12 protein-coding genes, 1 tRNA gene and 1 pseudogene are annotated in these 18,371 nt (G+C 66.3%); 7 read left to right on the forward strand and 7 right to left on the reverse strand.

Features of this window, described 5'->3' with window-relative positions; translation table 11 throughout:
- Positions 1-30: 30 nt before the first annotated feature.
- Positions 31-864, forward strand: a complete 834-nt coding sequence (locus QFZ83_RS25745; protein ID WP_373423484.1) for a DNA-binding response regulator — start codon at positions 31-33, stop codon at positions 862-864.
- A 492-nt stretch (positions 865-1,356) separates the two neighbouring features.
- Here QFZ83_RS25745 and QFZ83_RS25750 read toward each other — a convergent pair whose 3' ends face one another.
- Positions 1,357-2,172, reverse strand: a complete 816-nt coding sequence (locus QFZ83_RS25750) for a DNA-binding response regulator (protein ID WP_307511131.1) — start codon at positions 2,170-2,172, stop codon at positions 1,357-1,359.
- A gap of 129 nt (positions 2,173-2,301) precedes the next feature.
- On the reverse strand, positions 2,302-3,015 hold the full coding sequence (locus QFZ83_RS25755) for a response regulator transcription factor (RefSeq protein WP_307511133.1): 714 nt from the start codon (positions 3,013-3,015) through the stop codon (positions 2,302-2,304).
- Between the two features lie 28 nt (positions 3,016-3,043).
- Here QFZ83_RS25755 and QFZ83_RS25760 point away from each other — a divergent pair, with 28 nt between their 5' ends.
- The gene (locus tag QFZ83_RS25760; protein ID WP_307511134.1) at positions 3,044-5,134 is read left to right on the forward strand and encodes a sensor histidine kinase; all 2,091 of its coding nucleotides are present in this window, start codon (positions 3,044-3,046) and stop codon (positions 5,132-5,134) included.
- 170 nt (positions 5,135-5,304) lie between these two features.
- On the opposite strand, the gene QFZ83_RS25765 is transcribed toward QFZ83_RS25760, so the two are convergent.
- The gene (locus tag QFZ83_RS25765) at positions 5,305-7,620 is read right to left on the reverse strand and encodes a TonB-dependent receptor (RefSeq protein WP_307511136.1); all 2,316 of its coding nucleotides are present in this window, start codon (positions 7,618-7,620) and stop codon (positions 5,305-5,307) included.
- 636 nt (positions 7,621-8,256) lie between these two features.
- Here QFZ83_RS25765 and QFZ83_RS25770 point away from each other — a divergent pair.
- Positions 8,257-8,487 (forward strand): hypothetical protein, encoded by a 231-nt coding sequence (locus QFZ83_RS25770; protein WP_307511137.1) that lies wholly within the window; start codon positions 8,257-8,259, stop codon positions 8,485-8,487.
- 377 nt (positions 8,488-8,864) lie between these two features.
- Here the strand turns inward: QFZ83_RS25770 and QFZ83_RS32800 are convergent.
- Positions 8,865-9,023, reverse strand: a pseudogene (locus QFZ83_RS32800) (acyl-CoA dehydrogenase family protein); the annotation flags it as partial.
- A 76-nt stretch (positions 9,024-9,099) separates the two neighbouring features.
- Between QFZ83_RS32800 and QFZ83_RS25780 the strand changes: the two are divergent.
- Positions 9,100-9,366 (forward strand): LysR substrate-binding domain-containing protein, encoded by a 267-nt coding sequence (locus QFZ83_RS25780; protein ID WP_307512814.1) that lies wholly within the window; start codon positions 9,100-9,102, stop codon positions 9,364-9,366.
- Between the two features lie 644 nt (positions 9,367-10,010).
- On the opposite strand, the gene QFZ83_RS25785 is transcribed toward QFZ83_RS25780, so the two are convergent.
- The 3 genes from QFZ83_RS25785 to QFZ83_RS25795 form a co-directional block, all read right to left on the reverse strand.
- A complete protein-coding gene (locus QFZ83_RS25785; RefSeq protein WP_307511139.1) occupies positions 10,011-11,225 on the reverse strand; it encodes an integrase arm-type DNA-binding domain-containing protein in 1,215 nt (404 codons plus the stop codon).
- Positions 11,226-11,404: 179 nt separating this feature from the next.
- Positions 11,405-11,479 (reverse strand) — tRNA-Arg (locus tag QFZ83_RS25790).
- 43 nt (positions 11,480-11,522) lie between these two features.
- Positions 11,523-12,164: a TetR family transcriptional regulator gene (locus tag QFZ83_RS25795; RefSeq protein WP_307511141.1), complete on the reverse strand. Its 642-nt coding sequence runs from the start codon at positions 12,162-12,164 to the stop codon at positions 11,523-11,525.
- Positions 12,165-12,370: 206 nt separating this feature from the next.
- Between QFZ83_RS25795 and QFZ83_RS25800 the strand changes: the two genes are divergently transcribed.
- Genes QFZ83_RS25800 through QFZ83_RS25810 form a run of 3 tightly spaced genes read left to right on the forward strand, consistent with a single transcriptional unit; the run spans position 12,371 to position 18,306 of the window.
- Entirely contained in the window at positions 12,371-13,711 is a 1,341-nt protein-coding gene (locus QFZ83_RS25800; RefSeq protein WP_307511143.1) for an efflux RND transporter periplasmic adaptor subunit, read from the forward strand.
- A gap of 16 nt (positions 13,712-13,727) precedes the next feature.
- Positions 13,728-16,892, forward strand: coding sequence for an efflux RND transporter permease subunit (locus QFZ83_RS25805; protein WP_307511144.1), 3,165 nt, complete (start codon positions 13,728-13,730; stop codon positions 16,890-16,892).
- Positions 16,885-18,306, forward strand: coding sequence for an efflux transporter outer membrane subunit (locus QFZ83_RS25810; RefSeq protein ID WP_307511145.1), 1,422 nt, complete (start codon positions 16,885-16,887; stop codon positions 18,304-18,306). The genes QFZ83_RS25805 and QFZ83_RS25810 overlap by 8 nt, the downstream gene beginning before the upstream one ends.
- Positions 18,307-18,371: the final 65 nt, after the last annotated feature.

Here is an 18,371-nt window from a genome sequence, read left to right on the forward strand (position 1 = left end):
GCGGTCCCACTGCGCCGTGCCCGTTCTTCCATGTCATATTGGTCACCTCCGGAGCCCGGGAGAGTTCATCTTCTGGTGGTCGACGAAGGCGTCGGCGAACTCAAGCCCTTGCTGGAAACGCTACGTGGCGTCGGCTACCGCATCACCGTCGCTTTCGACGCGATGGAGGGCTATCGGCGCGCGACGACGCTGCAGATGAACCTGGTGCTGCTCGACGCGGGTCCGGGCAGCACCGACGGATTTGCCGCCTGCCGCCTGCTGAAGGCTGACCCGGCCACGGCGAACATTCCGGTGGTCTTCCTGACCTCGTCGGCCAGCTTGGAACAGCGCTTGACGGGCCTGCGGGCCGGCGCGGTTGACTACATCGTGAAGCCCGTCGAACCGGCCGAAGTGATGGCCCGGATCGAGATTCATCTGGCACTGGCGGAATCACGCAGGTCGCGCCTTGCCCCTGCCACAAAATCTGAGACCCCACCCGACCGTCAAGCGACGAACGGTGACGTCACATCGGGCCCAGGCACAGACCGCATGCTCATGCAGGCGGCGGAGCGACTGATCCTCGCCGACCTGAGCGATGTCTTGCCGCTGCGCGAACTGGCTGCGCGCGTGGGCACGCACGAGAAGCGCCTGTCGCGCGTGTTCAAGGAACTCGCGAACCGCACGGTCTTCGATTTCGTACGTGAGGCGCGGCTGCACGAGGCGCACCGCCTGCTGATCGAATCGGCCATGCGCATCGAGGAGATCGCCGCGGCGGTGGGGTTCTCGAGCGCCGCGAATTTTGCGACGGCATTCCGCGAGTACTTCAACTGCACGCCGTCCGCCTGCCGCCAAGCCGGCGTGGGCCGGCGCGCCCCCGACGCGTGACGCACCCGCTGCACACCACCCCGACGGGCAGGCGGCTTGCTGCCGGGCTTGACGCTGTGCCTGGGGCTGCGCTGCCAGCGCAGCGGAAGCGGTCGACCCGCGGCCGCCTATCGGCCAGCGAGGCGCTCGCCTTGCCGACCGGTGGTGCGAACGGGTTCGCGCCCGCCACGCTGGGCCGGCTCGTGCGGGGATTCTCGACAGCGGCGGTCTGGCTGCGCCTGTTGTGGGTCGACGACGCACAGCGGGCGCGCACCGCGCGACCCGGGCTCAACGCGACGTGGCTGCCGCATGCCGACTTTCATTCGCCGCACACGCGCGACAGGCGACCCGCGTGGACGCACACGCAGATCGACCTGCAGCCGGCGGAGTCTGTACAGGTGCAATTGCGTGCCATGAGCACGGGCCAGATCAGGCCGATGATGGAATTTCACGCTGAGGGGCCGCGGCGTCACATCGAACGCAACCACGCGCCGCCGAGCGAAACGCCGCTCTTCACGCCCCGCAAGTGCAGTCGCGACTCAGTTGCCGATACGCCGCAGGCGTGCTGCCGAAGCGTTCCTTGAACGCCGTCGTGAAGTTCGCGGCACCCGAGAACCCGATCGCATGCGCCACCTCCTCGATGCTGAGCCGCGACTGGGCGAGCAGATGCTGCGCGCGCGACAGCCGCTCCTCGCGCGCGAACTCGAGCACGGTGCGCCCTGTGTGGGCACGGAACGCCCGCGTCAGACGCTTCTCGTGCGTGCCTACGCGTGCGGCGAGCGTCGGCAGCGGTGGAATGTTCGCAAGGTCGCTCTCGATGAGCCGCTGCGCAGCCCTGACGATCACGCGGTCCAGGTCGTGGGGTGGTTCGTCTTCGGACTCCTGCGGCCTGCGGGGCGCCTCGGCGGCACCGTCGGGCGGATGCGCGCCGCGGCGTGCGAGCGCGAGATGGACCGAGATGCGAACCAGCACCTCTTCGGGTTCGAAGGGCTTGAGGATGTAGTCGACGCCGCCCTCTCGCAGACCGGTCAGCCGCTCCTCGAGCGTTGCACCCGCGGTGAGAAAAATCACCGGGATGTGCGCGGTGGTGTGATCCGCCTTGAGCAACCGGCAGGCCTCGAAGCCGCTGGTGGCTCCCAGGCGCATGTCAAGCAGGATTAAGTCCGGCTGCAGCACCCCGGCGCGGCGGTAGCCTCCGAGCGCGTCGAAGTCCAGGCTGACGCGATGGTCAGCGCCACGCAGCGCGGCAAGCAGCACCTGGAGCTCCTCGACGCTGTCGTCGATGACCATGATGTGTGCGCGCTCGGAAGATTGGAACCAGTAGGACATGAAGATGCGGCGCGTTGCGCGTGCCGCATGGTGCAAGCCCTGATCGTTTGTTTCATGCGCCCTTCCTGACCTTTTCTGACGGTTCCTGACCATGCGCCGGGCCCCGGTGCGCCCCGGAAGGGCGCAGCGTCAGTTCGCGAGCACGTACCCTGTGCCGCGCACCGAATGCAGCGGCAGGCGCATGCCGAGCTTCGCGGCCTTGCGGCGCAGCCGGCTGGCGATCGCATCGATGCGGTGCTCGTCGAAATCGAACACGTTGCCACCGAGCGCGCGGATCAGGTCGTCGCGGCTCGCCGCTGTGCCGCGCTGCCCGAAAAGGCAGCCGAGGAAGGCGCGCTCACTCGTGGTGAGAGCCATCTGCCGGCCTTCGGGGTCGCCCAGGATCCAGTCGCCCTCGAGCAGGCGCCAGGCGGCAGGTGCCGGCGGCGAGGTCGCTGCGTCCTCCTGCGGAGCGACCGTGAGTCGCCGACCGACGGCGTTTAGCGTCTCGGCCAATTCCAGCATGTTCACCGGCTTGACCAGGTAGGCGTCTGCACCTTCGCGCAGCCCCAGCAGCCGGTCCTTCAACTCGCCCCGTGCGGTCACCAGTACCAGCCCGAGCCGTTGCTGCACTGCGCGCAGATGTGAAACAACCGCGAGGCCGCTCTCGCCTGGCAAGCCGATGTCCACCACCGCAATGTCGCAGGGCCGGACCGCGAACGCCTTGTAGAACGACGGGGCGTCGCCGAAGCCCTGCACCTCGAAGCCGAGCTCTCCGAGTGCGAAGACGGTTTCCGCACGGATGTCTTCGTCGTCCTCGATCACATGAACGAGAAGACCGGTACGCTGGCTCGGGGATGGCATGGCGCGGAAAGTATAAAGTCGCGTCCCAATGCGCCTCGACGTCGAAACCACCCGGGCGGGTCCGGGCTGCTTGCTTGTTCTTCTGTTCCTGCTGCTGTGGTGCTTTGCAATGCCCGCCAAGGCGCTGGTACTGTCGGCTTCCGATGGCCTCGGCCGCGGCATCGAACTCTCCGGGGACCTCGAGATCCAGCGCGACCCCTCGAGCGGGTGGCGCATCGCCGACGTCACGCGCGGCGCGCAGCAGAGCGGCTTCGCGCCGCTCGAAGGGCCGGTGGAGGAAGGCTTCAGCCGCGACGCGGTGTGGCTGCGCTTCTCGCTCGCGCGCACGGTCGACGCGCCCGCACGATGGCTGCTGCGCGTGCGACCGCCGCGCATCCACGAAGTCACCTTGTATGCGCCGGACGGGCGCGGCGGATTCGCCGAGACGCCGCTCGGCGACGCCCGCCCGTTCGCGGCGCGCGAGATCGTCGACCACAACTTCGTGTTCCCGCTCGACATTTCGACCGAGCCGGCTGTCTATTTCCTAAGGGTGCGCAACGACGGGCCGTCCCTGCGGGCCGAACTGGACCTGTGGCAGCCTGTCGGCTTCGAGCACGACCGCACGGCCGACTACACCATCATGGGCATGCTGCTTGGCGCCGTCCTGCTCGCCGTCTGCATGAACCTGATCTTCGGGGCTTGGCTGCGGGATGGGCTCTACGCCCATTACGCGCTGTACGTGCTTTGCATCGCGACTCTGTCGATCAACCGCCAGGGGTTTGCAGCGCAGTGGTTCCTCGACGCTCGCCCCGAACGCGTCGCTCAAACGCTGCTTGCCGTCAATTGCTTCTTCAACATGGTCGGTACCGCGTTCATGTCGCGCATCTTCCAGTTTCGGCGCCACTGGCCGCCCGCGGCACATTTCTTCAACGCGGTCGTGGTGTTCAACTTCGTTGTGCTCGTGCTGGTCCTGGCCGGCCATCACGCCGCCATGGCGATCTGGGCGAGCGCGGGCAGCACCGCGTCCACGGTGTTCGGCGCGGTCTTCGTCTGCTACCTGCTCTTCGTGCGGCGTCAGTTCCAATACCTGCTTCCGGCCTCGGCCTTCGCGGTGGGAACGGTGCTGGGACTCTACGGGCTGTTGAAGCTCTGGTTCGGCGACGGGATGCCCGGCGTGCCGCCTGACCGCATCTATTGGCTCGGCACCATGTGCCACCTCGTCCTGCTGAATGTGGCCGTGGCCGACCGGACGCGGCGCGCCGAGCGCGACTACCGCGCCGAGCGCGAGCGCGTGCGCGCAGTGCGGCTGGAAGCTGAACAGGCGCTCGAAGGCACGGTGGTGCGACGCACCGCCGAACTGCAGCAAACCAATGCCGCGTTGCACGAGGAGATCGCGGCCCGAGCCCGTCTGGAGGCCCGGCTGCGTGAGTCGCTCGAGGTCGAGCGCCGGGCGATCGTGCAGCAGCGCGAGTTCGTCTCGATGGTGTCGCACGAGTTCCGCACGCCCTTGACAGTGATCGACGGCGCGGCGCAATCGCTCGACATCTCGAGGCTCGGCGGGGAGCCGGTGGTGAAGCAGCGCACCGAGCGGATCCGGCGCGCCGTGCAGCGCCTGACCATGCTGATCGAGAACATCCTGCTGGCCGACCGCCTCCAGCCCGAGAACCGGACGCTTCGCCTCGAAGTCCTTGACATGGCGGCGCTTGCGCGCGGCCTGTGCGAGAGCTTTCACTTTCCCGGCGCTTCGCGCCTGTCCATCGACGTGCATGAGCCCTTGCCCGAGGTGCGCGGCGATCGAGCGCTGCTCGAGATCGCGCTGCAGAACCTGATGCAGAACGCATTGAAGTACTCACCGCCGGAGCGACCGGTGCTCGTCGTGTTGCGGCAGACGGGCGACATCGTGCAGGTCGACGTGGTCGACCGCGGACCGGGAGTTGCAATGGCCGACGAGGCCCGCATCTTCGAGAAATATTTCCGTGCCGAAACGGCGAGCGCCGTGGCCGGCACCGGACTGGGGCTCCACCTGTCGCGCGAGATCGCGAGACGCCACGGCGGCGACGTGACACTGCACGAAACGGGCGCCAGCGGGTCGACATTCCGCCTCGCGCTCCCAGCTGCGCCGCCCGAACAAGTCACCTGATCCATGGCACGCATGCGGGAACGGGCACACGGCCTGCGCACCGACTGCGGCCTTGAGAAGGGTAAAGAGCTTCAGACAAGCGTACTCACATCAAGCCTTCCTTCAGCTGTCCGTGTAGTAGGTTCGTACACGTACTGTGGGGGGGGGAGAGAACGTCGGAATCCAACAGGTCAGTAGTCCAGCCGGACTGTCAGTCCCAGGGTGCGCGGCGTCCCGACCGATGCCACGTAGGCACCGTTCGCGGTGGCGGCCACGGTCGGGAAATACTTCTTGTCGAGCGCGTTGCGCAACCAGAGCGAAATGCTCCAGATTTCATTGCCCCGTGCGACCTTCCAGCCGGTGGCGAGATTCACCAGGCCATAGGCTGGGATGCGCGAGTGGACCGACCCGTCGAGCGTGCCGTCCTGTGCGGAGCGCCACGCGTACGCCGCTGAAACGAAGTGCTGGATGGTGGCGCTCACGGACCTGCGGTATTCGGCGCCCACGTTGAATGTCCAGCGCGGCGTCCCGGCAACCTGCCGTCCGGAGAGGCTGCAGCGCCCTTGCGGCACGAACGCGCGTTCTGACGGACAAGGCGCGTCCTCGTAGCGTCGATACCGTGCATCGTTGAAGGCGGCGTTGGCCCACATGGTCAGCCCGCGCGCCGGTCGCGCAGTGGCATCCAGCTCCAGTCCCCGGCTGCGGAGATCGCCCGCGTTCGTGAGGATCTCGACGTAGTTGCCCGCGCCTGCGCCGGCGGGCACGAACATCGACGTCTGGTAGCCGCGCACGCCTGCCAAGAAGGCGTTCAGATTCAGTGTCAGGCGATCATTCCACAGGCTGCTCTTGACGCCGACGTCCAGGCTGTCGACACGTTCGGGCCCGATGATCAGCGACGAGGCGCCGAGTGGGCCGGGAGCGGCACCCGGCCCCGCCAGATTGATTCCGCCCGACCGCTCGCCGTGCGAAAGGCTCGCGTAGCCGATCGCGTCGTCGTCCAGCCGGTAGCTCGCACTCAGGAGCGCCGATGGGCTGGTCTTCCGGATGGCCAGCGAGCCTGTGTCGTAGGCACCAAGCACGATCGGACGATTGCGCAGGAACGCGGTGGCAGCGGCACCACCGGTCGAGTCGCCGCGATGGGTGCGCCCCTCCTTGCGCTCCTGCGTGATGCGCACGCCGGCCGTGAGGTCGAGCCTGGACGTGGCGTGCCACGTGCCCTGGGAGAAGAGCGCGAAGCTCTCCGTGTCGAGCGCGCCGAAGCTCACGGTGCTCGCGTTGGCGAGCACCGGCAAGGACGTTCCCTGCAGAACGATGTCCGCCCGCGGACCAAACACGGTGAATATCTCGTTGCGCATGCGCTGGCGCATGTAGAACGCGCCCACCACATAGTCGACCGCACCGCCCGTGGGCCCCGCGTAGCGCAGCTCCTGCGAGAACTGCTGCTGGCGCACGCGGGAGCCGCCGTCGATCAGCACGGGGATATTGAGGTTGTCGTTGGTCGTCGGCACGAACGTCCAGGAACGGCCAGCGGTGATGGACGTGACGCTGGCGCCGGACCCGAGCTTCCAGCTCGCTTCGGCCGACACGCCCCCCTGGTCGAGATCGACACGCTCCACGCCGTCGGTATTGACCGCATAGCGCCGCGGGTCGGTGACGATGCCGGTGGCGCCGCCGGCCAGTGCGCGGGCCAGCGCCGGTCCGCTTCCCAGCGAGTAGATGACGCGGGTGCCGTAGGTGGAGCGCTCGCGGTGCGCATCGGCGATCAGGCGCAGGCTGAAGGCGTCGCCACGGCGTAGCAGCCATTGGCCGCGTATGCCGGATCGATTACCTCCGTTGACGCGGCCACCGTCGTAGATGTTCTCGATGTTGCCGCGTTCATGGGTGCCGTACACCAGCAGCCGGCCCGCCGTCTCTTCCGACAAGGCGCCCGAGAAGATGGCTTGCCCCTGTGCAAGACCGCGCTGCCCGATCGAGAGTTGCAGACTGCGCTCGGTCTCGCGGGTCGGCGCACGCGTGTGCAACGCCAGCACGCCGGCGGTCGTATTCTTGCCGAAAAGCGTGCCTTGCGGCCCGCGCAGCAGGTCCACCCGCTCGATGTCGAGCAGGTCGAATGTCGCCATGCCCGCGCGGCCCAGGTAGACATTGTCGAGGTAGATGCCCGTGCTGCCCTCGAGGCCGTCGTTCGATGGATTCCTGCCGACACCGCGCACCGCGACGGCCGATTGCCGCGGATCGCCGAAGGTGATGCTGGTACTCGGCAACCATTGCTGCAGGTCTTCGAGCCGCCAGCTTTGCTGCGTCTCAAGGGCCTCGCCATCGATCGAGGTCAGCGGGATCGGAACTTGCTGGGCGGCTTCCGAACGGCCCCTGGCATTCACGGTGATGGCGGGGAGCGTTTCGCCAGCGTCCAAAGGCGACGACTGTGCATGGGCCGCCGTGGCGAGCCCGAAGGCGAGAGCGCTGACGGCGAGGGAACGGGCGAGGAGATCGCATGGGCAGAAGGACATGCGCGTACTCTAGTAGACGCTGCGCGAGGTCCTGCCATGTGCGAACTCACGGCGGGATGCCCCGGTCCGAAATCTGTCCCGGTGGCGTGGTGGCGTGGTGGCGTGGTGGCGTGGTGGCGTGGTGGCGTGCTACGGTATCGCGAAACTCTTGGCGAGATTTGCGAAGCGGCTCCACCAGGGTCGGCCTGTTTTCTCCGAATGCGCTGTATCCCCACTGCCAAACGGCCTGCCCGCTCGCATTGGTGTTTTCTGAACCGGAGCAGAAACCTCCAGGCAGCGGCCGTCTATGTCGGGATAGCGCGCTTGCTCGCTGTGAGGCGAGCGGAGGCGTTGCGGCGTCAAAGGGTGGCTCACAACAGGACGGCAGGTATCGTTTCACGGAACTCTTGCACAGACTTCACTTCCACTTCACTCGGGCCAAGCACACTGCATCTCGACAGTGGTTTGGCGCTGGTAGGGGCCAGGGAGAAAAACAGCCGCTCAGGGAATCGCCTCGATGCCAACCGCTGTCACTCTTGAATATCTGCTCCCGAGAAAGGTACGCCCGTGATGGCCTGCTTGATTACACCGCCCGTCCCGGGTCTCGAAGTACCGCGTTGGACTATGCGATAGCAACGGAAGCAGCGGAATTTACGTATGACCGAAGAGCATGAACTGCCCGACGAGGCGTTGAGCGCGATGGCAATCGAGTGGCGCAGGAAAGCACTCGAGGGAGATCATCACGCTCGCGGGATTGCGCACGAACTCGAGACTGAATTGCGCAGGCGTGCTGGTGCACCGTTCGCCAACTACGACACCCTTGACATGCGGCCGCTAGCGATGCGCGCCACGCGGCCCGGTTGGTGGCGATTCTGGCGCGGTCGCTGAGCTCATGCGCCTGCGCGGTGACGCCCGAGCCCCTACGGCGCAGCCGAACCGACGATAACCAAAGGTAGGGAGACAGCGTCGAAGTGGAAGTCGACGCGGTCGGTGTGCTACGCACTGAGTGCGTGCGGAGTGAGGCTGGCCGTAAACATTGGAATGGCAGGCGCCAGAAGAGATGCAGCGGATCGGAAAGGCGCGTAGGGAACTCGATCGACGAACCAACTCACGATAAACAGGCGTTTACGAGGGCCAAGCAAGCAGCGCCATATGAGCCAGTTCACTCTGCCAAGCTCAACGGGAACGACCCGCATGCCTATCTGCACGAGTCCTGGCGCGCTGTCGACACAGGCGGCAGCCACGTCGAAGATCTTCCTGCCGCAGCGCGGGTGCACGCGGTCCTTGGCGTAGGCCACGGCGTGTTGATAGGCGCGCTCGGCGATCGCGATGCCCTGCATGCCCACCGCGTAGCGGGCCGAGTTCATCATGATGAACATGTACTCCAGGCCGCGGCTCTCCTGGCCGACGAGGTAGCCCACTGCACCGCCGTGGTCGCCGTACTCGGGAGGCGCCCCGCACATTCCGTTCGAAGTCGATGGCAAGCCATACAGCCTACCAATCTACGGACGCATGGATGCAAATGACTCAGGCACGCTTATCGCAGCGGCACTAACCGGCATTGGCGCGGTGTGTGTGCCGGCTTTGCTTGCTCAGCCATACACAGAACGCGGCAGTCTGGTTCCAGTACTCAAGGAATTCATGCCACATGACATCTGGCTCTATGCAGCGTACACGCAGCGTCGGCACAACAGCGCAGCCATGCGTGCACTGCTGAAACTGCTTGAAACGCGTATGAGAGGCGGTGAACTCGACCATCCAATATAGAAGCAGAGGGAGGAGACTTCACCGCCGTCGACGACCGCTATGCAGCGAACGGCTCAGGATCGACGATCTCACTCGAGTCAAGGGGTGAAGCACCCTCGAAAACGCGGCCTGTACTTGTAGGAGCATCCCACCGGTGCCGCGAACTGAAATCGAGTTGTATCACTTGAAGTACGCGGGTGGCGAGCCAGGGAGGCGTTTGGAAGACCTATACGTCGTGTGTGGGCAGGCCCAGCGCAGTACCACGTGGCTTGCCAATCATGGGCGGCGGACAGATTTGTTCACTCATCTGCTCAGTCGGAACGACCAGCGCGTACAGCGCGGCGCCCCAACGCGCTTTGAACGGGGAACTGAGGAGATACTTTTGCAGATCCGAGAGATGAGCAGAAGATCTGAGGTGAAGCTCCGGGTTTACATCGTGCAGCCCGGTCTGTCGAAAGCGCAAGCCTCGCACGGACAGCTAATGCTCCCGGCAGTCACGGAGAGGTTCCTCTCCGACAGGTACGAGATCCCGTTTTCCGTCTTGTGCAGCCCCTGATTTAAATCCCAAGAAGTCCATACACTGTCAGTCAGGTGCGTAGCGCATCGGCCCAGCAGCAACGACCAGCGCGGCTGGGCAAGCCGATACTGCTTAGGACTGCGTTCGGTCATTTGCCCGCTCCACCCGTTGACTCGCCGCGGAGACCATCGAGATAGTCAGCCCATCGTTGCATCATTTCCTTTCGCGCCGGTAGGTGCGCCGTGCGGTTGTAGGCGCGTCCGTTGGCATCCTTCACCGCATGGGCCAGTTGGTGCTCGATGAGGTCAACGCGCTCGCCCAACACTTCATCCAAGATCGTGCGCGCCATGGCGCGGAAGCCGTGGGCAGTCATCACGTCCGATCCATAGCCCATGCCGCGCAAAGCGGCATTGATGGTGTTCTCGCTCATGCAGCGCTCTCCGGTGCGAATCGACGGAAACACGAAGCGGCCATGGCCCGTGATCGGCTGAACGGCCTTCAGGATCTCGACGGCTTGACGAGAAAGCGGAACCAGATGCTCAACCCCCATCTTCATCCTTGCACCCGGGATGCGCCACTCAGCCGCCTTAAGGTCGATTTCCGCCCACTCGGCCGCGCGCAGTTCGCCAGGTCGCAAAAACACCAGCGGAGAGAGCCTCAGCGCCGCTGCAGTCGTAGGGTGTCCAGCGTAGCCGGCAACGGCGCGCATGAGCTGCCCTACCTGTTTGGGTTCGGTGATGGCGGCATAGTGAGTCGTGTTGACTGACACCAGAGCACCGCGCAGGTCGGCCGTTACGTCGCGGTCGACGAGCCCTGTTGCCACGGCGAAGCGCAGCACCTGCGAGCAGATTTGAACGATGCGATGGGCGCTCTCGTGGATGCCACGGGCTTCCATCTTGCGGGCCACCTTGTCCAGCACGTCCCTGGCCTTGAGGTCAGCAACCGGCATCCGGCCGATGCCAGGAAAAACATCCTTTTCCAACCAGTTGGTGACTTTCGCTTGCGTCGCGTCTGCGCGCTTGTTCGAGGTTTTATCGAGCCACTCTCTGGCGACCGCCTCGAAGGTGTTGGCCGCGGCGTTCGCCTTGGTCAGCTTTTCTTCGCGCTTGGCCTCGCTGGGGTTGATGCCATCAGCCAGTTGCTCACGGGCCTTATCGCGGCGTTGGCGGGCCTTCGCCAGTGACACCTCAGGGTAGACACCGAGCGCCAGCGTCTGAGGCTTCCCACTGATCCGATAGTCCAAGCGCCAGTACTTGCCGGCGGCCTTGACCCTCAGGTACATGCCGCCACCATCGGCGTAGCGCTCGCCGATCACCGAGCCCTTGTGCTTCACCTGCTTCACGAACGTGTCTGTCAGCGCCATCAGTCATCCTCGGTTGTCGGTACCTCGTTTTCCGCCCTCTGCGGGATACCGACAGAAGTACCGACAAAGTACCGACATGAGATGCTACGGGCTGCGAAGCGCTGAGGCAAAGAAAAACCCGCTGCGCCTATGAAGCGAGCGGGTTTTGAGAGGGTGCGAGATGCTTTGAAATGAGGATCTGGTCCCGCCGCCAGGAATCGAACCTGGATCTCAGCCTTCGGAGGGCCGAATTCTATCCGTTGAAATACAGCGAGAGGATAGGTCCGGAAAACGTCCGGAGCCAGAGATTATCGCCTATCAGGCAACAGCGGTTTCGGCCTCGTGCGCAACCGCAGTGCCGATCGCCGGACGCTCGAACCCGAGCCCCGCCAGATAGACGCGGAAGGTGCGCCGCCCGGTCGGCACGAGGTCGAAGGCGGTCGGGTCGAGCAGCCAGTTCTGGATGAGGCCGCTGATCAGCGCATGCATGCCCTGCGCCGCCACGTGGCCGGGCACCGGCAGCTTGACGTGGGCACGGCGCGCGGCCAGCCGAAGGGCTTTTTCGAAGTCGACCACGCAGGCGTTGCGCGCATCGAGATGGCGCTGCTGCACCGAGGCCATGTCGTGCGTGTATTCGACCTTGTGGGTGGCCACGTCGAACACGCGGCGCACCTGCGGGTCGGTGGTCATGAGGGTCAGCGCGTGGACCATGCCCTCCTCGATCTCGACCAGGGGATCGTCGCTGCCGGCCGAGGCGTCGCTCTTGGGCGCGGCCTCCAACGGCAGGATGACGCGCTCCATCATGGCGTTGAAGAGGTCGGCCTTGTCCTTGAAGTGCCAATAGATGGCGCCGCGCGTTGCACCGGCCTGCTGCGCGATCTGCTGCAGCGAGGTCTGCGAGACGCCTTGCGCCTGAAACAGCAGCTCCGCGGCATCGAGCAACCGATTCCGCGTAGCCATTGCCTCTTCCTTCGTACGACGTGCCACCAAGTCTCCTGATTTGTAAAGCGAACGCCCCTTGCGTATCGTGGGGCCATTAACGGAGTCACTATACATCCATGAATGTATGTAAACTACCGGGCTTCCCCGATGGCCCGGCTGTTTATGCTGTCTTCCTGTTCGCCTTGCGAACACGCCATCTCCCGTCTTCGCTTCAAAGGAATCGCATGCCTCTCCTGCATGTCTCGCGCCCATCGTCCTTTTCGCCGCGTCTCGCGACCGTGGCCGCCGTTGTCCTGTTGGTCCTCGCGGGCTGCGGCAAGGGCGATGCGCCCGCCGGTCCCGGTGGCGCAGGTGGTGGCGGTGGCCACCCGCCGGCGCCCGAAGTGGGCGTGGTCGTTGCCACCCCGACCGATGTCGGCCTCGTGACCGAACTGCCGGGCCGCCTGGAGGCCTCGCGCATCGCACAGGTCCGCGCCCGCGCCTCGGGCATCCTGCTCAAGCGCGAATTCCGCGAAGGCAGCGACGTGAAGGCCGGCCAGCTCCTGTTCCGCATCGACCCGGCACCGCTGGTGGCCGCTTCGCAGAACGCCCAAGCCACGCTGGCCCGCGCCGAGGCCAACGCCGTGCAGGCCAAGGCCCTGGCCGACCGCTACAAGCCGCTGGTCGAAGCCAATGCGGTCAGCAAGCAGGAATACGCGAACGCCGTCGCTTCGCAAAAAACCGCCGAAGCCGACGTGGCCGCCGGCCGCGCCGCGGTGCAGACCGCCAAGATCAACCTCGGCTATGCCGACGTGACCTCGCCCATCGCGGGCCGCATCGGCCGCGCCCTCGTGACCGAAGGCGCGCTGGTGGGCCAGGGCGACGCCACCGAGCTGGCCGTGGTGCAGCAGATCAACCCGGTGTACGTGAACTTCACGCAGTCGGCCTCCGACGTGCTGAAGCTGCGCCGCGCACTGGCCGCCGGCCAGTACAAGCGCGCGGGCGGCGAAGAAGCCGCCAGCGTGAGCGTCGTGCTGGAAGACGGCACCGACTACCCGTTGCCCGGCAAGCTGCTGTTCTCCGACCTCACGGTGGATTCGACCACCGGCCAGGTCACGCTGCGCGCCGAAGTGCCCAATCCCAAGGGCGAGCTGCTGCCCGGTCTCTATGTGCGCGTGAAGCTCGAGCAGGCCCAGGCCAGCAATGCGATCACGCTGCCGCAGCAGGCCGTCACCCGCACCCAGCAGGGCGACACCGTCTCGGTGGTCGACAAGGACGGCAAGATCAGCAAGCGCACCGTGAAGATCAGCGCCGCCAAGGACAACCAGTGGGTGGTGCTGGACGGCCTGAAGGCCGGCGAACAGGTGATGGTCGACGGCTTCCAGAAGCTGCAGATGATGCCGCCCGGAACGCCGGTAAAGGCCGTGCCCTGGAAGAAGCCCGACCCTAGCGCGGCCCCCGCTCCGGCGGCACCCGCGCCTGGCGCCGCTCCCGCAGCCGCACCGGCTGCTGCGGCATCGGCCGCTGCGCCCGCGGCAGCCCCCGCCGCGAACGGCCAGGCTTCGGCCCCGGCCGAGAAGAAGTAATTAGGAGCGCGCCCGCATGGCCAAATTCTTTATCGACCGCCCGATCTTCGCCTGGGTGATCGCGCTGTTCATCCTGGTGATGGGCGGCGTGGCAATCACCCAGCTGCCGATCTCGCAGTACCCGCCGGTGGCCCCTCCGGCCATCGTGATCAACGTCGCCTACCCCGGTGCCTCGGCCCAGACGCTCGAGGACAGCGTGCTGTCCGTCATCGAGCGTGAAATGAACGGCTCGCCGGGCCTGATCTACATGGAATCGGTGGCTCAGGCCGACGGTACCGGCACCATCACGATCAGCTTCGAGGCCGGCACCAACGACGACCTTGCGCAGGTGGACGTGCAGAACCGGCTGTCGCGCGCGACGCCGCGCCTGCCGGCCGCAGTGACGCAACAGGGCGTGCGCGTGGACAAGTCGCGCAACAACTTCCTGATGTTCGTGATGCTGTCCTCGGACAACCCGGACCTCGACCCGGTGGCGCTCGGCGACTACGCGGCACGCAACGTCGTGCCCGAGCTGCAGCGCGTCGTCGGCGTGGGCCAGGCCCAGCTGTTCGGCTCCGAGAACGCGATGCGCATCTGGATCGACCCGGCAAAGCTGCAGGGCTTCAACCTGTCGGCCACCGACGTCAACAACGCGATCCGCGCACAGAACGCCCAGGTGTCCTCCGGCACTATCGGCGACCTGCCCAACATTCCCGGCCAGGCCATCGCGGCCACCGTGGTCGTGAACGGCCAGCTCGCCAATGTGGAGCAGTTCAAGAACATCGTGCTGCGCGCCAACACCGACGGCTCGACCGTGCGGCTGAAGGACGTGGCGCGTGTCGAACTCGGCGGCCAGTCGTACGCCACCTCGGCGCGCCTGAACGGCGTACCGGCGGTCGGTGTCGGCGTTCAGCCGACTCCCAACGGCAACGCGCTGCAGTCGGCCAAGGCGATCCGCGCCAAGATGACCGAGCTCGCGCGCTTCTTCCCGCAGGGCGTGAAGTGGGACATTCCGTACGACAGCTCGCGCTTCGTGCAGATCTCGATCACCGAAGTGGTCAAGACGCTGCTGGAAGCCGTGGCGCTGGTGTTCGTGGTGATGTTCCTGTTCCTGCAAAACTGGCGCTACACGATCATCCCGACCATCGTGGTGCCGATCGCGCTGCTGGGCACGTTTGCCTCGCTGCTTGCGCTCGGTTTCTCGATCAACGTGCTGACCATGTTCGGCATGGTGCTGGTGATCGGCATCGTGGTGGACGATGCCATCGTGGTGGTCGAGAACGTCGAGCGCATCATGAGCGAGGAGGGGCTCTCGCCGCTCGAAGCCACGCGCAAGGCCATGAAGCAGATCTCCGGCGCCATCATCGGCGTGACGGTGGTGCTGATCTCGGTGTTCGTGCCGCTCGCGTTCTTCGCGGGTTCGACCGGCAACATCTACCGCCAGTTCTCGGCAGTGATGGTGACCTCGATCGCCTTCTCGGCCTTCATGGCGCTGTCGCTCACGCCGGCCCTGTGCGCCACGCTGCTCAAGCCCGTGGAAGCCGGCCACCATGCCGAGAAGCGCGGCTTCTTCGGCTGGTTCAACCGCGGCTTCTCGCGCACGGCCAAGGGCTACGAAAGCCTGGTCGCGCGCATCCTGCGCCGCGCGGCGCGCTACCTGATCATCTACGTGGCGATCATCGGCGCGGTGGCCTACACCTACACGCACCTGCCGAGCTCGTTCCTGCCGCAGGAAGACCAGGGCAACATCATCGTGAACGTGCAGCTGCCCCCAGGCGCTACACAGGAGCGTGCGCTGTCGGTCATGCAACAGGTCGAGGGCTTCATCCTGAAGCAGCCTGAAGTGCAGAGCATGGTCGGCGTGATGGGCTTCAGCTTCTCGGGCCAGGGCCAGAACGCGGGCCTCGCCTTCGTGACGCTGAAGGACTGGGAAGAACGCAAGGACCCGGCCCACTCGGCCAGCGCGCTGGCCGGCCGTGCCTTCGGTGCGCTCTCGGGCATCCGCGACGCCTTCATCTACCCGTTGAGCCCGCCACCCATTCCCGAACTGGGCAACGCCAGTGGCTTCAGCTTCCGGCTGCAAGACCGGTCGGGCGCAGGCCACGAGGCGCTGATCAACGCACGCAACCAGCTGCTGGGCATGGCCGGGCAGAGCAAGATCCTGTCGCAGGTCCGCCCCGACGGCCTGGAAGACGCACCGCAGCTGCAGATCGACATCGACCGCGACAAGGCCAGCGCCCTGGGCGTGACCTTCGACGCGATCAATGCGACGCTCTCGACGGGCCTGGGTTCGAGCTACATCAACGACTTCCCGAACCGCGGCCGCCTGCAGCGCGTGGTGGTGCAGGCCGATGCGCCGGCCCGCATGCAGCCGGACGACCTGCTCAAGCTGAACGCCAGCAACACGCAGGGCCAGCCGGTGCCGCTGTCGGCCTTCGCGACCACCAAGTGGGTCACGGGCGCCACGCAGACGGTGCGCTACAACGGCTACCCCGCGATCCGCATCAGCGGCGACGCCGCCGCCGGCTTCAGCACGGGTGCCGCCATGGCCGAGATGGAAAAGCTCGCCAGCCAGCTGCCGCAAGGCTTCGGCTTCGAATGGACCGGCCAGTCGCGTGAAGAAAAGCTCGCGGGTTCGCAGGCCATCATCCTATACGGCTTCGCGATCCTGGCAGTGTTCCTTTGCCTGGCCGCGCTGTACGAGAGCTGGTCGATCCCGTTGGCGGTAATTTTGGTGGTGCCGCTGGGCGTGCTGGGCGTGCTGCTGGCAACGATGCTGCGCGCCTATTCGAACGACGTGTACTTCCAGGTGGGGCTGATCACGATCATCGGCCTCTCGGCGAAGAACGCGATTCTGATCATCGAGTTCGCCAAGGACCTGCAGGCGCAGGGCAAGGGCATCGTCGAATCGGCGCTGGCCGCGGCCCACCTGCGGTTCCGCCCGATCGTGATGACCTCGCTGGCCTTCGGCCTCGGCGTGGTGCCGCTGGTGATCGCCTCGGGCGCCGGTTCGGCCAGCCAGCGCGCCATCGGCACCGGCGTGCTCGGCGGCATGGTGACCGGCACAGCTCTCGCCGTGATTTTCGTGCCGGTGTTCTTCGTGGTCGTGCGCACCCTGTTCAAGGGCAGTGCGCGCCAGCGGGAAGCCGACAAGCGGCACGCAGAAGCCGCCGGCATCGTGGAGGAACCCAAGCATGACTAAGAAACTGATTCCCACAGCCCTGGCCGCAGCGATGCTGCTGGCGGGCTGCTCGCTGATCCCGACCTACGAGCGCCCCGCCGCGCCGGTGCCGACCACCTTCCCGGGTGACCCGTCGCAACCGGCCGGCCAGGCGGCCGCGGCGCTGCCGTGGCAGGACTTCTTCACCGACCCGCGCCTGGCGGGCCTGATCCAGACCGCCCTGGCGAACAACCGGGACCTGCGCGTGTCGGTGCTCAACATCGAGCAGGCGCGCGCGCAGTTCCAGATCGAGCGCTCGGCGCTGTTCCCGGCACTGGGCCTCACGGGCAGCGGCTCGCGCTCGAGCCCGAACAGCTTCCAGGCATTCGACAGCAGCGTGGGCAGCGTGTCGTCGCAGTACAGCGTCAATTTCGGCTTCACCGCCTGGGAGCTCGACTTCTTCGGCCGCATCCGCGCGCTGAAGGACCAGGCGCTGTCGCAGTACCTCGCCACCGAGGAAACACGCAAGGCCGCGCAGATCAGCCTGATCGCCTCGGTCGCCACCGGCTGGATCACGCTGATGGCCGACGACGAGCTGCTGGAGATCACGCGCCAGACGATGGTCACGCGCGAGGAGTCGGTGCGCCTTGCCAAGCTGCGCTTCGACAACGGCGTGTCGTCCGAAATCGACTTCCAGGCCGCCAACACGGCCGCGGAAAGTGCTCGCGCCACCTACGCGCAGCAGCAGCGCGCGCGCATGCAGGACGAGAACGCGCTCGCCCTGCTGCTCGGCGCGCCGGTGCCGGCGGACGCCCTCTCGGGCGGCGCCAAGGGCCTGGACGGCATCAAGCCGATGCCCGACGTGCCCGCGGGCCTGCCCTCGGACATGCTGGTCGAGCGGCCCGACATCCGCGCGGCCGAGCAGCAATTGATTGCCGCCAACGCCAACATCGGTGCGGCGCGCGCGAACTTCTTCCCACGCGTGTCGCTGACCAGCGGCATCGGCACCGCGAGCACCGAGTTCTCGGGCCTGTTCGACCGCGGCTCCAAGGCCTGGTCGTTCGCGCCCACGGTCACGCTGCCGATCTTCGATGCGGGCCGCAACTGGGCCACGCTGCAATCGTCCAAGGCCGGGCGCGAGATCGCGGTGGCGCAGTACGAGAAGTCGATCCAGACCGCGTTCCGCGAAGTGGCGGACGCGCTGGCCGGCCGCGCCACGCTGGGCGAAGAGGTGCGTGCGCAGCGCGCGCAAGCCACCGCGGAAGCGGTGCGCTTCAAGCTCTCCGATCTGCGCTATCGCAACGGCATCGCCAGCGCGCTCGACCTGCTCGATGCGCAGCGCTCGCTGTTCACGGCGCAGCAACTGGCGGTCAACGCGCGGCTCCTGCAATTGCAGAACCAGGTCACGCTGTACAAGACGCTGGGTGGCGGCTGGGCAACGCGCGACAAGGGTTGAGGCGCCTGGGCGCCCGATATCGGGAGGCCAATCGCCCGCTGGGGCGAGGGGCCTCTCTATAATCG

Origin of the sequence: Variovorax sp. W1I1 (genome assembly GCF_030815625.1) — a bacterium.
Classification (GTDB): Bacteria; Pseudomonadota; Gammaproteobacteria; order Burkholderiales; family Burkholderiaceae_C; genus Variovorax; species Variovorax paradoxus_C.

What these genes read in the sequence shown, in the direction of transcription:
- QFZ83_RS25810 (WP_307511145.1), top strand. Translation starts at nt 16,885, where the DNA reads ATGACTAAGAAACTGATTCCCACAGCCCTGGCCGCAGCGATGCTGCTG.
- QFZ83_RS25800 (WP_307511143.1), top strand. Translation starts at nt 12,371, where the DNA reads ATGCCTCTCCTGCATGTCTCGCGCCCATCGTCCTTTTCGCCGCGTCTC.
- QFZ83_RS25755 (WP_307511133.1), bottom strand. Translation starts at nt 3,015, where the DNA reads ATGCCATCCCCGAGCCAGCGTACCGGTCTTCTCGTTCATGTGATCGAG.
- QFZ83_RS25765 (WP_307511136.1), bottom strand. Translation starts at nt 7,620, where the DNA reads ATGTCCTTCTGCCCATGCGATCTCCTCGCCCGTTCCCTCGCCGTCAGC.
- QFZ83_RS25770 (WP_307511137.1), top strand. Translation starts at nt 8,257, where the DNA reads ATGACCGAAGAGCATGAACTGCCCGACGAGGCGTTGAGCGCGATGGCA.
- QFZ83_RS25750 (WP_307511131.1), bottom strand. Translation starts at nt 2,172, where the DNA reads ATGTCCTACTGGTTCCAATCTTCCGAGCGCGCACACATCATGGTCATC.
- QFZ83_RS25760 (WP_307511134.1), top strand. Translation starts at nt 3,044, where the DNA reads ATGCGCCTCGACGTCGAAACCACCCGGGCGGGTCCGGGCTGCTTGCTT.
- QFZ83_RS25795 (WP_307511141.1), bottom strand. Translation starts at nt 12,164, where the DNA reads ATGGCTACGCGGAATCGGTTGCTCGATGCCGCGGAGCTGCTGTTTCAG.
- QFZ83_RS25745 (WP_373423484.1), top strand. Translation starts at nt 31, where the DNA reads ATGTCATATTGGTCACCTCCGGAGCCCGGGAGAGTTCATCTTCTGGTG.
- QFZ83_RS25785 (WP_307511139.1), bottom strand. Translation starts at nt 11,225, where the DNA reads ATGGCGCTGACAGACACGTTCGTGAAGCAGGTGAAGCACAAGGGCTCG.
- QFZ83_RS25805 (WP_307511144.1), top strand. Translation starts at nt 13,728, where the DNA reads ATGGCCAAATTCTTTATCGACCGCCCGATCTTCGCCTGGGTGATCGCG.